This is a genomic window from Nonomuraea sp. NPDC003201 (genome assembly GCF_053590415.1).
In genome coordinates, this window is the sequence record NZ_JBSFTC010000273.1 from 1 (window position 1) to 15163 (window position 15163).

Sequence of the window (15163 nt, forward strand, 5' to 3'; positions counted from 1 at the left end):
ACCGGCGTGCGCGGCGCCAAGTGCGCGTCGGCCGGGCCGAGGTCCGCCTCCGGCGTCGGCAGCGCGCTCAGGTCGTAGTCGCCCTCCGGCGTCAGCGGCAGCGCGTCCAGCACGAACAGGTGGTCCGGGATCAAATAGCCGGGCAGCCTGCTGCTGAGGTGCTGCCGGATCCGGATCGTGCCGACCGCCGGGTCCGGGCCGGTGACGTAGCCGAGCAGCATCGTCCGGCCGTCCACGCCGACGTATCCGGTCACCACCGCGCCGCGCACGTCTGGAACGCGGCGCAGTGCGGCCAGGGTCTCGACGGTGTCCACCTGCGGGTCGGTGTGGTTCACCACGGTGTTTCCGGTCCCTTCCTCAGCGGAGCTTGCCGACGAACTCCAGCGTCCCGTCCGCCCAGCGGCGGCCCAGGTCGCTGGTGTGGTAGTCGCCGAAGCAGATCTCGGCGACCTCGCCGGTCGCGGCCGGCTGTCCCGACGGGTGCAGCAACCGCGCGGGCAGGTCGTCCAGCGGCACGCCGAGCGGCACCCGCAGCGGCGCCGCGTCGAGCTGCCAGTCGTGCGGCACCGCGTACGCGGCCAGCGGTCGCCCGTCGAGGCCCATCCGGTAGACCGCCACGTACTGACAGTCCGGCGACAGCCCCCGCAGCGCGTCCAGGTCGTGGGAGATGAGCTCGCCCGGGTTGTCCACGAACACGCACCGCAACCCCGGCAGCTCCGTCAGGTTCCCGCCGGCGGCGATGGTGCGCAGGAGCGGCGCGTCGATGTAGGCGACGCTGATGGAGTTCTCCTTCAGCCATGCCACGAGGCCGTCGAGGTCCCCGGTGAACGAGCGGTCCGGCACGACCAGCGTCGCTCCGGCGTGGAACGCGCTCGTCATCGCCGACACCAGCTGGGCGGGGCTGCTCGACACCGCCGCGAACCGGTCGTCACCGCGGAGCCCGAACCGCTCGACCGCCCAGTCCCGCAGGTCCGCCGCCGCAGGGTCGCCAAGACCCTCGGCAGCGCCGCCGAGGTCGAGCGGGCCTTCACCCACGTCGAGCACCGCCGGGCCCTGCGCGCCGGCCGCGTCCACGCTGAACGCCGCTCCCGCCCGCACGCAGGCGAGGACCGCCGCCACGAACGCCGCCGTGGGCCGCCTGACGATGCTGATCCTCTCCGCGTCGGGAAGCGCCCGCGCGATGTGCCCGGCCGCCGCGGCGAGCCATCCGTAGCTCCACTCGCCGTCCCGGTCCGCCACCGCGACCTGGTCAGAGGTACGGCCCTGCCGCACCACTGCCAGGTGCGGCGCGGGAAGCACCCGCTCGCCGGGCGTGACCTCGGCCGCCTCCTCCAGCGGATAGTCGAGGATCCCCTTGCCCGAATCGCGTACCACCGCGTTGAGCATCGTGCGCAGGTGCTCCAGCAGCGCGTCCATCATCGGCGCCTGGTACCGTTCGGCGTCGTACTCCAGCCGGAGCTGGAAGGCCCCGAACGCCTCCAGCGCGGTGAAGACGAGGTCGAAGCTGCTCAACAGCTCCGGCAGCGGCATCACCTCGAGGCCGACGTCGCCGATGCGCCGGATCGGCGGCAGGTCGAACACGTTCAGGACCACCTGGAAGATCGGCGTCCTGCGCGGGTCGCGGGGCACCTGCAGTTCCTTCACCAGCACGTCGAACGGCGTGTCCGAGTGCGTGTAGCCGTCCACCGACACCTGGCGGGCCCGCCGCAGCAGCTCGGTGAAGTCCGGGTCGCCCGACAGGTCGAGGTGGAGCGGCATGGTGTTGATGAAGCAGCCGATCAGGTTCTCCAGCGCGACGTCGGTCCGCCCGCTCACGGAGGTCCCGATCACGATGTCGGACTGGCCGGACCAGCGCCGCAGCACCGTCGCCAGGCAGGCCAGCACCAGCATGAACGGCGTGACGCCGAGGCGGCGGCACAGCTCGTGCAGCGCGACCGTCTGCTCGTCGGTCATCTTCAGCATGCTGCGCCCGCCCCCGGCTCCGAGGTTCAGCGGCGCGTTCGGCATGGTGATCGCGGGCGGCGCTCCGGCCAGGTGGCCGCGCCAGTACTCGACCTTCTCCGCGAGCGCGTCCCCGGTCAGGCGTTCGCGCTGCCAGACGGCGAAGTCGCGGTACTGGACGGGGAGCTCGGGCAGGCCCGCCCGCGCCAGGTCCCCGCCCGACTCGTACAGCGCCAGCAGCTCCCGCCCGAACAGGCCGATCGACCAGTTGTCGGAGACGACGTGGTGCGAGGTGATGTTGAGCAGGTGCTCGGTGTCGCTCAGCCGGACCAGCGTGCACTTGAACAGCGGGCCCTCGGCCAGGTCGAAGGCGGCGCTGAACTGCTCGTCCAGCATGCGCTTGCCGAGCTCGAAGCCGTCCTCGGCGGCGGAGAGGTCCACCACGTCGAGCCGCCAGTCGCCCACCTCGCCGACCACGGGCACCGGCCGGCCGTCCACGACGGGGAACGTGGTGCGCAGCACCTCGTGACGCGCCACGATCGCGCGGATGCTGGCCTCCAGCACGTCCACCTGGAGCGGGCCGGCGAGGCGGTAGCGGCCGCCGACGTGGTAGGCGGTCTTGGGCCGAAGCTGGTGTTCCAGCCACAGGCGTTCCTGGTCGAAGGAGAGCACCGGCTCGGCGTCCGGCGGCCGTGGCCGGACGATCCGGTCCGGGCTGGCGTCCGTGGCCGCCTGTGCCAGCAGCGCGATCGTCGGCTGCTCGAAGAAGTCGAGTGGCGACAGCCCGATCCCGTCCTCCTGGGCTCTGGCCACGACCTGGATGGCCTGGATGGAGTCGCCGCCGAGCTCGAAGAAGTTGTCGTAGATGCCGACCTTGTCCACGCCGACGACCGTGGCCACGATGTCGGCCAGCTTCCGCTGCAGCGGCGTGCTCGGCGCGACGTAGTCCTCGATCAGTTCGGGCCTGCCGCCGTCCGGCGCGGGCAGGCGCTTGCGGTCGAGCTTGCCGTTGGCGCTGAGGGGAAGCGCGTCGAGCTCCACGATCGTCGAGGGCACCATGTAGGCGGGCAGTCCGCGTTCGAGGTAGCGGCGCAGCTCGGTGAGGGTCGGCGCGTCCTCCGCCCGTGCCGGGACGAAGTAGGCGATCAGGCGGCGGTCGCCGGGCACGGGCTCGTAGAGGGCCACGACGGACTCGCCGACCTGCGGATGCGCGCTGAGCACCGACTCGATCTCCGCGGGCTCCACCCGGAAGCCGCGGATCTTGATCTGCGTGTCGACGCGGGAGACGAACTCGAGGTTCCCGTCGGGGCGCCGGCGGACCAGGTCGCCGGTGCGGTAGAGGCGCTCGCCGGGGTGCACGGGGTCGGCGACGAAACGCTGCGCGGTCAGGCCGGGGCGGCCGAGGTAACCGCGGGCCAGGCTGACCCCGCCGATGTACAGCTCGCCGACGCCGCCCGTCGGCACCGGCGCGAGTCTGCTGTTGAGGATGCGCAGGTCGGCCGACGGGATCGGGGTGCCGATCGGCAGGTTCGGCCAGGCGAAGCTCTCGCCCGGGTCGAGGCGGAAGAAGGTCGAGCTGACCGTGGTCTCCGTCAGGCCGTAGACGTGCATCAGCGGCACGCCGAGCCGCGGCCACATGGCCAGCCGTTCGGGCAGGACCCGCTCCCCGCCGATGATCACCAGGCGCAGGCAGCTCGGGAGCATCCGGCCCAGCCGGTCGAGTTCGCGTACCCACTCGTGCCAGTACGCGGTCGGCAGCTCCATCACGGTGAGCCGCTCGCGTTCGACCAGATCCACCAGGTCGGCCTCGCCGCTGATCAGGTGCTGGGTCGGGATGACCACCGCACCGCCGGCCAGCCAGATCGGGAACAGCTCCTCCACCAGCACGTCGAAGCTCGGCGAGGCGAACTGCAGGAACCTGTCGCCGGCGCCGAGCCCGAGGCGCTCCATGATGTCGCGGGCGAACGTCACCAGCGAGCCGTGGTCGATCATGGCGCCCTTGGGCCGCCCGGTGGAGCCCGAGGTGTAGACGACGTAGGCCAGCGAGGCGAGGTCCGGCGGGTCGTCCAGGTCGTGGTCGGCGTGTTCGCCGGTCGCGGGGCCGTCGAGGAGGACGGTCGCGGCGGGCGGGTCGGTCACGAGCGGCGCGAGCCGTACCTGTGTGATCAGGACCTTCGCACCCGCGTCGGCGAGCATGAAGGAGATGCGCTCGGGCGGATACGACGGGTCGACGGGGACATAGACGCCACCGGCCTTGAGCACGCCGAGGATCGCCACGGCCAGCTCGGGGGAACGCTCCACCAGGATGGCGACGGGAGTCTCCCGGCCCACTCCCCTGGCCCGCAGCTCCCGCGCCAGCCGGTTGGCGGCCCGGTTGAGGTCGCCGTAGCTGGTCGCGGCCCCGTCGCAGACGACGGCGGGCGCGTTCGGCGCGAGCGTGACCCGGCGCTGGAACAACTCGACGAAGCCGGCGTCCGAGGTCTGCGGCCGGACGGGTGCCACCGGAGCGGCGATAAGCGTCAGCTGCCGCACCGCCGCGTCGGGCACGGCGACGAGCTGCCGCAGGATCTCCTCGAACTGCCCGGCCAGCAGGACGATGGTCTCCCTGTCGAACAGCTCGGTCATGTAGTGCCACTGGAGCTGCAGCGACTCGGGACTCGGGATGGCCGACAGAGTGAGGTCGACCGACACGAGCCCGAGGTCGATCGGCTCCGGCTTGATCCGTAGGTCGGGAACCTCCAGGGTCTCGCCGGGCACGGTGAGGACGTTGATCCACAACCGGCTCAGCGAGGTCTGCGACGCCTCCCGGCCCAGGTCCAGCAGCTCGATCACGCGTTCGAAGGGCACGTCCTGGTGGTCCATGGCGACGGCCATGGACTCGCGTGCCCTCCGGACGACCTCGCGCAGCGTGAGCTCGCCGGTCAGCCGCACGCGCAGCGGGAGCGGGTTGGCGAAGCAGCCGATGACCTGCTCGGTCTCCAGCCGGTTGCGGCCGGACACCAGTGAGCCGACGACCAGGTCGTCCTGTTCGAGGTAGTGGTGGAGGAGGATGGAGCACCCTGCCAGCAGGATGGAGACCAGCGGCGCGTTCTCGCGTTCGCTGAACGCGCCGAGCGCGGCGGTGAGCTCCGCCGGCAGGTTCACGATGTGGACGTCGCCGGCGAACGACGGCCGCGCCGGGTACGGCCGGTCGGCGGGCAGCTCGGGCGGCGTCTCGATGCCGTCGAGCGTCCGCCGCCAGTGCTCCAGCTCGGCGGCCACCCTCTGGTCGTCGAACTGCTCGCGTTGCCAGGCGGCGAAGTCGCCGAACTGGATGTCGGGGGCGGGCAGCGCGCCGCCGCCGTTCTTGCTCAAGCCGTACAGGGTGACGAGCTCGCGCACGATGATCGACAACGACCACGCGTCCGAGGCGGCGTGGTCGGTGGTGAACAGCACGACGTGCAGGTCCTCGGCCAGGCGCAGCAGCGTGACCCGCAACCGGTGCGGGTCGCGGGGGTCGAAGGGACGCATGATCTCGGCCTTGCAGTGCCGCCGCACCGCCGCGCGCTGGTCCTGGGGCGCGACGTGCGTCAGGTCCACCACGGGAGTGGGCACGGGACCGGTGGGATGGACGACCTGCACAGGCGTGCCGTCATCCTGGAGCTCCACCGTGGAGCGCAGCACCTCGTGGCGCTCGACGACCTCCGTCAGCACGCTGCCGAGCAGGCCGAGGTCGAGCCTGCCCTCGATGCGGAAGGCGCTGTTGATGTTGTTGGCCGACCGGAGCCGCTCGATGGCCCATTCCCGCTGCTGCGCGATGCCCAGCGGGGTGGGGAGGGATCGATCGCGTGGCCGGATCCGCTCCTCGCGGGCGGGCTCGCGGGTCGCCAGCAGGTCCGCGACCCGTGACTCCAACTTCGCCCTCTGCTCCGGTGAGAGAGCTGCGATCCGGCTTTGCAGGTCGGTCATGAGGTCTCCCCATCCGCGCGTTCCCGCGCAAGAGCCATTGCCGGTGGATCGGGCTCGTCTTTCGCCGCCGCCTTCTTCGCGCCGCCGGTGGGCCGGTCGGGCAGGGCGCGCAGGTCAGGCTGCCGGTAGGCGACCAGCGCCGTCACGATCACGGCCAGGCCGCAGAACAGGATGAGCAGGGCGGTCCCCCGGCCCTGGCCCACCCCGAAGAAGGTCCCCACCGAGCCGGTGAGCGGCCCGCCGTCCCGCAGAAGCGGCTCGAAGACCTGGTCGGCCAGCGGGCCGGCGAGAGCGAAGGCCACACACTGGACGGTGTTGGCGACCATGTTGAACAAGGCGAACACCCGGCCCTGGATGTCCGGCTCGACCTCGACCTGGAGGATGCCCCTGGCCGTGCCGTCGACGATCGTGGAGAACAGCGAGTAGCCGAAGGCCGCGATCATGATCAGGACGACGCTGGGCCGTACCACTCCCAGGCACATGAACCCGCCGATCGGCAGCGTGAGGCCGGCCAGCGCGTGGATGCGGCGGCGCGGCCCGCCCCAGGCGGCCAGCACCAGACTGCCCACCACGGCGCCGACTCCCGCGGCCGCCAGCACCACGCCGAGTGCTTCGGCGGAGGAGTAGGAGAGGACCACCGGCGTGATCAGCACGTCGGCGGGGGCGACCGCGACGCCGACCGTGCCGTACAGGACGACGAGCGCCAGCAGGCCGCGGCGGGCCGACAGGTAGCGCCAGCCCTGCCGGATCTCGGCGCCGAGGCCGTCCCCGCCCGGCGAGTCCCCTTCGGACCTGCGCCGGTGCGGGATGGAGACGAGCAGCACGGCCAGCATGTTGACGACGAAGGAGGCGCAGTCGATCAGGAGGACGCCGCCGAGCCCGACGCCCATCAGCAGCACGCCGCCCGCGGCGAAGCCCAGCGTGCCGCCGAGGGCCTGGGCCAGGAGCACCATCCCGTTCGCGCGGCCGACCTGCTCCTTCGGCACGAGCAGGATGACGATGGAGTTCATGGTCGGCGCCGTCAGCGCGCGCAGGAGCGACTGGATGCCGACGACGATGAAGACGTGCCACGGCTGGAGCGTCCCGCTCAGGAACAACGCCGCCAGCGCGAAGATCGTGACCGCGGACAGCGCGTTGCTCACCCCCAGGATGCCGCGCCGGCTCCAGCGGTCCACGAGCGCCCCGGCGACCGGCGTCGCCAGGATGCCCGGCAGGAAGCTCATGACGATGATCAGCCCGTACTGGGTGGCCGAGCCCGTCCGCTGGAACACCCACACACCGAGCGCGAGGCTGGTGAGCGAGGAGCCGAGCACCGAGACCAGATAACCCACCCAGAGTGTGGTGAACCTACGCATGAGCGATCGCTCCGTCCGCCGTCGATGGCCGTCGCACGCGCCCATGCTCGTGGATCCGGCAGCCGCCATCACCTCCCCACTTCAGGGGACACACCCGTCGCTTTCCGGCGCGCGTAACCGGTGGCCAACCGCCGCCGCCTACCCTCGCCGCCATGGCGACAGCGCTCATCGACCTCGACGATCTCGACCTGTTCGTGTCCGGCGATCCGTACGCCGCCTGGGCGTGGCTGCGCGAGCACGCGCCGGTCTACTGGAACGCCACCCCCGACGGCGGCTACTGGGCCCTGACCACGTACGCGGACGTGAGCGCGGTCTACCGGGACCCGGTGGCGTTCTCCTCCAAGGACGGCACCGTGCTCGGCGGCTCGTTCCGCAGCGCGACCGACACCGCGACCGGGCAGATGCTCATCTGCTCCGACCCGCCCGAGCACCGGCTGCTGCGCCACCACGTGCACAAGGCGTTCGACAAGCGGATGATGCACGCGGCCGCCGAGCACGTGCGCGCGTACCTCACCGACGCGCTCGACCGCCTCACCGCCGACGGCGGCGGCGACTTCGCCACCGACGTCGCCCCCACGCTGCCCGCCGGTCTCCTCGCCGCGATGTTCGGGATCGGCCGCGCCGACGCGCTCCACCTTCTCCACCTCACCCGCACGATGATCGGCTTCCGCGACGAGGAGTACGTCAGGGACAGCGGCGAGGCCCTGACCCTGGTCGGCGCCCAGGTGGAGATCTTCGACTTCCTCACCGAGCTGCTCGACCGGCGCCGGGCCGAGCCCGGCGAGGACCTGGTCAGCATCCTGCTCGCCGCCGAGACGAACGGGCGCGGCCTGACCGAGAGCCAGATCCTCTACAACGCGCTCAACGTGGCCGTCGGCGGCAACGAGACCACCCCGTTCACCGCCTCGGCGATCGTCGAGACGCTGATCGGCCACCCGGAGGAGGAAAGCCGCCTGCACGACGACCCGAGCCTGGTCCGCACGGCGGTGGACGAGTTCTTCCGGTGGACCTCGACCAACGCCTACGTGCGCAGGACCACCACGAAGGACGTGACCCTGCGCGGGATCCGGATACCGGCCGGGCAGACGCTGACGTTGTGGAACTCCTCCGCCAATCGCGACGAGAGCGCCTTCCCCCACGCCGACCGGCTCGACCTCGGCCGCACCCCCAACCACCACCTGGCCTTCGGCGTCGCCAACCACCGCTGCGTGGGCATGTCGGCGGCCTGGATGGAGATCACGCTGCTGGTGGAGGAACTGGCGCGGCGCCGCCTGCGCTTCACGCCGAGCGGGAAGATCGAACGGCTGGCCTCGAACTTCATGCTCGGCATCAAACATCTGCCGGTCGAGGTGGCCGCCTAGGCGGTCGAGCGCAGCAGCGAGGTGTGGCCGTCCGGCTGCAGCTCGTGCTGCCACAGCCGGGGATCGATGGCCCGCCCGGTGAACGCGCCGTGCGCCGCGCGGGCGTAGAGCCGCCGGGTGGCCAGGTCCGGAGCCGTCTGCAGGTGCCGGCGCAGCCGTACGTCGCACAGCCGGTACCAGCGCTGCACCTGCTCAAGCTGCCCGAGATGGCCGTGGACCAGCATCAGCGCCCGGAAGGCCTCCTCGTGGAACGGCTCCACCTCCAGCATCCGCTGGCACCACCTGATGACGCCGACGTGGTCGCCGCGCAGGATGTTCGTCTCCGCCAGGTAGGTCAGCCCGCACAGCAGCCTGCTGCGCAGCCACTCCCGCTGCGCCACCGCCCACTCATACGGTTCGTCCGGCAGGAAGTCGCCCGCGTACAACCCGTCGGCCCGCAGGTAGAGCGCCGCCGCCTCCGCCCGGCCGCCGCGCCGTTGCGCCGCGTGCGCCTCGTCGGCCAGGCGGATGAAGAGCTCGAAGTCGAGCGGTACGCCGGCCGCCTCCAGGAGGTAGCCGGACTCGCGGGTGAGCAGGCGCAGCCCCGGGCCGCCCTCCGGCTGCCCCTCCAGGACCTTCCTGAGCATGTGCGCGGCGACCTTGAGCGAGCTGGAGCCCTTGGGCCACGGGCCGTCCGGCCACAACGCGTCGTACAGCACGTCGCGCGAGACGATCCGCCCGTGCCGCAGGAGGAGGAACTGCAGCAGGTTGCGGGCCTTGCCCGCCTTCCACCGTCCCACCGGGCGGCCGTCGAACGCCAGCTCGAACGTGCCGAACGTGCGGACAGAGATGCGTTCTTCCACGTCTTCTCCCCGTCTCTCCGGGGACTCGAAGCTACCCGCGGGTGCGGCGGCCGGTGATGTCACATGAAGAAGGGATGCCTGGGAAACGGGGCCGCAGTTCATCCTGTGCGTATGCCATCCGTACCGCAATCGCCCGTCAGCCCGGCACAGACCGACGGTCAGGAGCGGGACGGTCATCCCAGCCGCGCAGCCCGGCCCCGTCGGCGGCGGCTCGGTGGCCGCATCGCCCTCGGCGTGCTCGCGATCGCCGTCACGATATTCGTGAGCCTGTCCATTCCGCGGTACCTCGCCTTCAACCCGAAGGTGGGCAGGATCTCGCCGGACGAACAGCCCTGGTTCTTCCCCGTGCTCATGACGCACATACTCGGCGCCACGGTGGCCATGGTCGGCTGTGTCTTCCAGGTGTGGCCGTGGCTGCGCCGCAGACACCCCCGCGTGCACCGCGTCGTCGGCCGGGCCTACGTCGTCGCCGGCGTGTGGCCTGCCGCGACGGCCGCGGTGGTGATCTCGGTGCTGTGGGGGTTCGGCCCGGTCAGCGCGCTGAGCGACATCGTGCTGGCGTCGTTGTGGTTCACCGTCACGACCTTCGGCTTCGTGAACGCCCGCCGGGGCCGCTACGCCGAACACCGCCGGTGGATGTTGCGCAGCTTCACCCTCACCATCTCGATCATCTTCAACCGGCTCCTCGGCTTCCCGATCGGGATGATCCTCGCCAACCAGCTCGACACGACGTTCGGCGGCGACAAGCACGCCCTGGAACAGGCGGTCTCGGCGAGCGTCACCTGGCTGCCATGGACGCTCGCCTTCATCTTCATCGAGTGGTGGCTGGACCGTGAACAGCGCCACACCGTACGGGAGACGGCATGAGCGAGCTCGACTGCGTGGTGATCGGCTACAACGAGGGCGACTTCGACGACTACCGGGTCATGTGCGAGCGGGCCGGTCCCGGCACGCCGGAATACCAGATCATGCGCGCGGAGCACCTGGTGGTCGACGGTGCGGCGATGCCGTGGCTGGACGCGTTCAGCCGGCTCAGGAACCGCGGCACCGGCCGGGCCGACAGATACCACGTCGGCGAGGTGTTCAACCTGGCGGCGCTCTACCTGACCAGCTACCTGCGCAGGCGCGGCCTGCGCGCCGAGCCCGTCTCGCTGTTCACCGGCGAGCGCGACCGGCTGGCGGCGCTGCTGGCGGAACGGCCCGCCGTCGTCGCCATCACGACCACCTTCTACGTCAACATCCTGCCGGTCGGCCCGGTCGTCGAGTACATCCGCCAGATGTCGCCGACCAGCCACATCGTGGTCGGCGGCCCGCTCATCGACAACCTGTGCCAGTCCGGCGTGAACGGCGCCGTCCAGGACTTCTTCTTCGCCATGGGCGCCGACTCCTACATCCAGGAATCGCAGGGTGAGCACAGCCTGGGCCAGCTCTGCCAGGCCGTACGCGCCGGCGGCGACCTGTCCGACGTGGACAACCTGATCCACTGCCCCGAGGACACCTGGGTGCGCACCAGGCGCCGCCCGGAGGCCAACGATCTGGACGAATGCTCGATCGACTGGGCCGGCTTCAGCCCGGACCTCATCGGCCCGACCGCGCAGCTCCGCACCGCGCGCAGTTGCGCGTTCAAGTGCAGCTTCTGCGACTACCCGACGCGCGCCGGGGCGCTCACCACGGCCTCGGTGGAGACGGTGCGCAAGGAGCTTCGCGCGCTGGCCGAGCTCGGCGTCCGCAACGTGGTCTTCGTGGACGACACGTTCAACGTGCCGCCGAAGCGGTTCAAGCAGCTCTGCCAGATGATGATCGACGAGGATCTCGGCCTGCGGTGGTACTCCTACTTCCGCTGCTCCAACGCCCGCGACGAGGAGTCGTTCGACCTGGCCGCCGCCAGCGGCTGCTCCGGTGTCTTCCTGGGCATCGAGTCCGGCGACAGCGACGTGCTGGCCAACATGCACAAGCTCGCGCAGGACAGCCAGTACCGCGCCGGCATCGCCAGGCTCAAGGAACGTGGCGTGACCACCTTCGCCTCGATCATCGTCGGGTTCCCCGGCGAGACCGAGAAGACCGTCGGCAACACCATCGACTTCCTCAACGAGACCGCCCCCGACCTGTGGCGGGCACAGGCCTGGTGGGCCAACCCCCGCTCGCCGATCTACCAGCAGAAGGAACTGCTGGGCATCGAGGGAGAGGGCTACAAGTGGTCGCACTTCAGCATGACCTCCTCGCAGGCCGCCGACCTCACCGACGAGATGCTCGACCGCGTCACCGAGTCGGTGTGGCTGCCCTTGTACGACTTCGACTTCTGGTCGCTGCCCTACCTGGACGGCAAGGGCGTGAGCGTGCGGGAGCTCATGGGGCTCCTGCGGACGAGCCAGGAACTCATGGGGGTGCGCGACCGGGGCGGCGACCCGGAGCGCCTGGCCGCCCTGGAGCGGCGATTCGCCGACAGCGTGGCCGTGCTGGACGTGGCGCCGGCCAAGTTCAGCTACTGACGCCCGGGAGAACCGCATGACCTTGCCCGCGCCTGCCGACACGACCGACCCGGCGGCCCCGGGCCCGCGTACGGTGGTCAGCCGATTCGAGCGGACGGCCGCCGCCTGCCCGGACCGCCCGGCGATCGTCCACCGAGGCGGCGTGCTGACCTACGGAGAGCTCGCCGCGCGCAGCGCCGCGATCGCGGCCGGGCTGATCAGCCGCGGCATCGGCGCCGAGTCCCTGGTCGGGCTGCTGCTGCCGCGCGGGATCGACCTCGCGGTCGCCCTGCTCGGCACGTTGCGCGCCGGAGGCGCCTACCTGCCGCTGGATCCGGCGCTGCCCATCGACCGGCTGCGCTACATGTGCCGGCAGGCGGGCGCGGAGCTGGTCCTGTCCGATCCCGTCACCCGCCGCCGCGTCTCGCCCGCTCTCGGCAGGCAGGTCCTGACGGTGGACACCTGTGCTCGCGTCGCCGCCGGAGCGGTCCCGGGCCGCGCCCCGATCCTGCCCGGAGACCGGGCCTACGTCATCTACACCTCGGGCTCGACCGGGCGGCCGAAAGGCGTCGAGGTCACGCATGGGTCGCTGGCCGCGCTCGTGGACAAGCTGGCGCACGCCGTCGGGCCGGGGCCGGCCAGGATCGGGTGGAACGCCAGCCCGTCGTTCGACGCCTCCGTACAGCAGTGGTCGCGGTTGTGCCGGGGCGACACCGTCGTCCTCGTGGACGACCAGGTGCGCGGCGACCCGCAGGCGCTGGCGGCGCTCATCGCCGAGGAGCGGCTGGACGAGCTCGACATCACGCCGTCCCACCTGGTGTCGCTGCTCGACCACCTGACCGGACGCGCCGAGGGGCCGCCCCTGCGGCTGCTCGTCGGCGGGGAGGCCGTCGCGCCCGCGTTGTGGAGCCGGTTGGCGGACCGGCGGGCCGCCGGGGTCCTGGCGCCGGTCAACCTGTACGGCCCGACCGAATGCACGGTCGACGCCACGTGGGCGCCGATCGACCACACGTCCGGGCCGCACCTGGGCGAGCCCCTGCCCGGGGTCCGCGTCCACCTGCTCGACGAGAAGCTGAGGCCGGTCGGCCCCGGCGTCGACGGTGAGATCTACGTGGCCGGCGACGGCGTGTCCCGCGGCTACGCCGGCGCTGCGGCGCTGACCGCGCAGCGGTTCGTCGCCGACGTGATCGCCGGCGACGGCACGCGCATGTACCGGACCGGTGACCGGGCGCGGATCGGCCCCGACGGGCGGCTGGAGTTCGTCGGCCGCGTGGACGACCAGGTGAAGCTGCGCGGGTACCGGATCGAGCTGGGTGAGGTGGAGGCGGTGCTGAGCCGCTGCCCGGGCGTGGTCCAGGCGGTCGCGATGGTCCGCGACGACATGCCGGGCGGCGCGGGTCTCGTCGGCTACTGCAGGCTAGAGCGCGCGGGCTCGTTCGACGCCGATCTGGTACGGCGCGCCGCCGCCGCTTACCTGCCCGAGTACATGCTGCCTGCCGTACTCGTCGGGCTTGATCGTTTCCCGCTGACCGGCAGCGGCAAGGTGGACCGCGGCGCGCTGCCGCCCCCGGTGCGGCAGGAGAGCTCCGCCGAGGCGGCGCCGATGAGCCCGACCGAGCGGCTCGTCGCCGACGCGTGGCGCGATGTGCTGGAGATCGAGCGCGTCGGCGTGGACGACAACTTCTTCGAGCTCGGCGGCCAGTCGCTGCTGGCCATCCGGCTGGTCGCGCACCTGCGCCGCAAAGGCGTCCCGGCGATCCCGATGGTGACGGTCTTCCAACACCCCGTCCTGGGCGACCTCGCCGCCTACCTGGACGCCTACCTGGACTCCTAGCTGGACTCCTAGCTGGACTCCTAGCTGGACTCCTAGCTGGACGAGGTGAGCCTGACCGGCAGGTTGCAGGTGCCGCCGAGGAAGTTGGAATAGACGCGCCGGGGGGTGCCGGTGACCTCGATCTCGCCGACCAGGTCACGAAGGGCGGCCAGGGTCGCCGCGAGCTGGATGCGGCCCAGCCGCGCGCCCAGGCAGAAGTGCGGCCCGTAGGCGAAGGTCAGGTGCCGGTTCGGCGTGCGGTCCAGGAGGAACCGCTCGGAACGGGCGAACTCCCGCTCGTCGAAGTTGGCCGAAGCCAGCCACACCGTGACGATGTCGCCCGCCTCGACCCGGCCGCCACCGAGGTCCGCCGGCTCCGCCGCCAGCCGGCCGAGATGCCGCGACGGTGTCGTCCAGCGCAGCACCTCCTCGACGGCGCTGTCCAGCCCGACCTCACCCGAGCGCAGCGCCCGCCACTGATCCTGGTTCTCGGCCAGCGCGAGGACCGCGCCGGTCATCGCCAGCCGGGTCGTCTCGTCGCCGCCCAGGATGAGGCTGTAGCAGTTGAAGACGATCTCGTCGGTGCCGAGCGGCCGCCCCTTGACGCGGGCGTTGGCCAGGATGCTGACCAGGTCGTCGGCGTCGCCGCCGCGCCTCTCTTCCGCGAGCTCGATGAAGTAGGCGAGGATCTCGTTCTTGGAGTTCCAGCCGTCGGCCGAGGTGTGGGCGGGGCCGTGCGAGCTGACCGAGGTGGAGCCGAGCCGGTGGATGTAGGCGCGGTCGGAGTCGGGCACGGCGAGCGTGTCGCAGATCGTGGCCAGCGGCACCTGGGCGGCCACGTCGTCGCCGAAGTCGCAGTCCTCGCGCTCCAGCGCGTTCGCCACGAGCCGCCGCACCTGATCCTCGATCCGCCGCGCCAGCCGGTCGAACACGGCCGGGGTCAGCGCGCCGGTGATGATGCGGCGTACCTCTGTGTGGCGGGGGCCGTCGGTCACCGCGAGCATCTTGCCCGTGGCCGAGTCACCGCCCACGAGCAGGGTCTCCAGCACGTTGCCCGACGTCGAGGTGAACCGCCGGCCGTCGCGGAAGACGCTGACGGCGTCCGCGTGCCGGGTGACGACCCAGAAGCCCGGGTGGCCGCCCATCGGCGGATGCCAGTAGAGCGGGTGCTCCGACCGCAGGCGCCGCCACACCGCCGACAGGTCACCCTCGGCATGGATCGTCGGTGAGGTCAGGTCCAGGGACTCCACCTGGTCCGGGTCGAGTACGGGCAGCACCTGGGACACCTCCGGTTCGCACGTGCTCCCGACTATGCCCCGGCGTGGGGTTGGGGCCCGGGCGCCGGGGCCGCCCGACAGCCGGCGCCCCCCCCCCCGCGACCCCCCCGCCCGATCAGACCTCTGTAATAAAATCACGTACGCACCAAAAACGGGAT

9 protein-coding genes are annotated in these 15163 nt (G+C 71.6%); 4 read left to right on the forward strand and 5 right to left on the reverse strand.

Going from position 1 to position 15163, the window contains the following annotated elements; all coding sequences use genetic code 11:
- The 3 genes from ACWDX9_RS48835 to ACWDX9_RS48845 all read right to left on the reverse strand — a co-directional run.
- Positions 1-338 (reverse strand): AMP-binding enzyme (locus tag ACWDX9_RS48835; protein WP_449967827.1); only part of this gene is annotated, 338 nt, incomplete at its 3' end.
- A 19-nt stretch (positions 339-357) separates the two neighbouring features.
- A complete protein-coding gene (locus tag ACWDX9_RS48840) occupies positions 358-5889 on the reverse strand; it encodes an amino acid adenylation domain-containing protein (RefSeq protein ID WP_449967831.1) in 5532 nt (1843 codons plus the stop codon).
- Positions 5886-7244 (reverse strand): MFS transporter, encoded by a 1359-nt coding sequence (locus tag ACWDX9_RS48845; RefSeq protein ID WP_449967834.1) that lies wholly within the window; start codon positions 7242-7244, stop codon positions 5886-5888. The genes ACWDX9_RS48840 and ACWDX9_RS48845 overlap by 4 nt, the downstream gene beginning before the upstream one ends.
- Before the next feature lie 152 nt (positions 7245-7396).
- On the opposite strand from ACWDX9_RS48845, the gene ACWDX9_RS48850 reads away from it, so the two are divergent.
- Positions 7397-8605 carry a cytochrome P450 gene (locus ACWDX9_RS48850; protein ID WP_449967837.1) on the forward strand — a complete coding sequence of 403 codons (1209 nt, stop codon included), beginning with the start codon at positions 7397-7399 and terminating at the stop codon, positions 8603-8605.
- Here the strand turns inward: ACWDX9_RS48850 and ACWDX9_RS48855 are convergent.
- Positions 8602-9447 carry an AfsR/SARP family transcriptional regulator gene (locus tag ACWDX9_RS48855; RefSeq protein ID WP_449967840.1) on the reverse strand — a complete coding sequence of 282 codons (846 nt, stop codon included), beginning with the start codon at positions 9445-9447 and terminating at the stop codon, positions 8602-8604. The genes ACWDX9_RS48850 and ACWDX9_RS48855 overlap by 4 nt on opposite strands.
- Positions 9448-9558: 111 nt before the next feature.
- Here ACWDX9_RS48855 and ACWDX9_RS48860 point away from each other — a divergent pair, with 111 nt between their 5' ends.
- Genes ACWDX9_RS48860 through ACWDX9_RS48870 form a run of 3 tightly spaced genes read left to right on the forward strand, consistent with a single transcriptional unit; the run spans position 9559 to position 13749 of the window.
- Entirely contained in the window at positions 9559-10314 is a 756-nt protein-coding gene (locus tag ACWDX9_RS48860) for a DUF2306 domain-containing protein (RefSeq protein ID WP_449967842.1), read from the forward strand.
- Positions 10311-11936: a PhpK family radical SAM P-methyltransferase gene (locus ACWDX9_RS48865; RefSeq protein ID WP_449967845.1), complete on the forward strand. Its 1626-nt coding sequence runs from the start codon at positions 10311-10313 to the stop codon at positions 11934-11936. The genes ACWDX9_RS48860 and ACWDX9_RS48865 overlap by 4 nt, the downstream gene beginning before the upstream one ends.
- Before the next feature lie 16 nt (positions 11937-11952).
- Positions 11953-13749, forward strand: a complete 1797-nt coding sequence (locus tag ACWDX9_RS48870; protein WP_449967848.1) for a non-ribosomal peptide synthetase — start codon at positions 11953-11955, stop codon at positions 13747-13749.
- Positions 13750-13781: 32 nt separating this feature from the next.
- On the opposite strand, the gene ACWDX9_RS48875 is transcribed toward ACWDX9_RS48870, so the two are convergent.
- Complete coding sequence (locus ACWDX9_RS48875) at positions 13782-15005, reverse strand: cytochrome P450 (RefSeq protein WP_449967851.1); 1224 nt, start codon at positions 15003-15005, stop codon at positions 13782-13784.
- Between the last annotated feature and the right edge of the window lie 158 nt (positions 15006-15163).

Coding starts and splice junctions, on each gene's coding strand:
- ACWDX9_RS48850 (WP_449967837.1), top strand. CDS start 7,397: ATGGCGACAGCGCTCATCGACCTCGACGATCTCGACCTGTTCGTGTCC.
- ACWDX9_RS48860 (WP_449967842.1), top strand. CDS start 9,559: ATGCCATCCGTACCGCAATCGCCCGTCAGCCCGGCACAGACCGACGGT.
- ACWDX9_RS48845 (WP_449967834.1), bottom strand. CDS start 7,244: ATGCGTAGGTTCACCACACTCTGGGTGGGTTATCTGGTCTCGGTGCTC.
- ACWDX9_RS48870 (WP_449967848.1), top strand. CDS start 11,953: ATGACCTTGCCCGCGCCTGCCGACACGACCGACCCGGCGGCCCCGGGC.
- ACWDX9_RS48840 (WP_449967831.1), bottom strand. CDS start 5,889: ATGACCGACCTGCAAAGCCGGATCGCAGCTCTCTCACCGGAGCAGAGG.
- ACWDX9_RS48865 (WP_449967845.1), top strand. CDS start 10,311: ATGAGCGAGCTCGACTGCGTGGTGATCGGCTACAACGAGGGCGACTTC.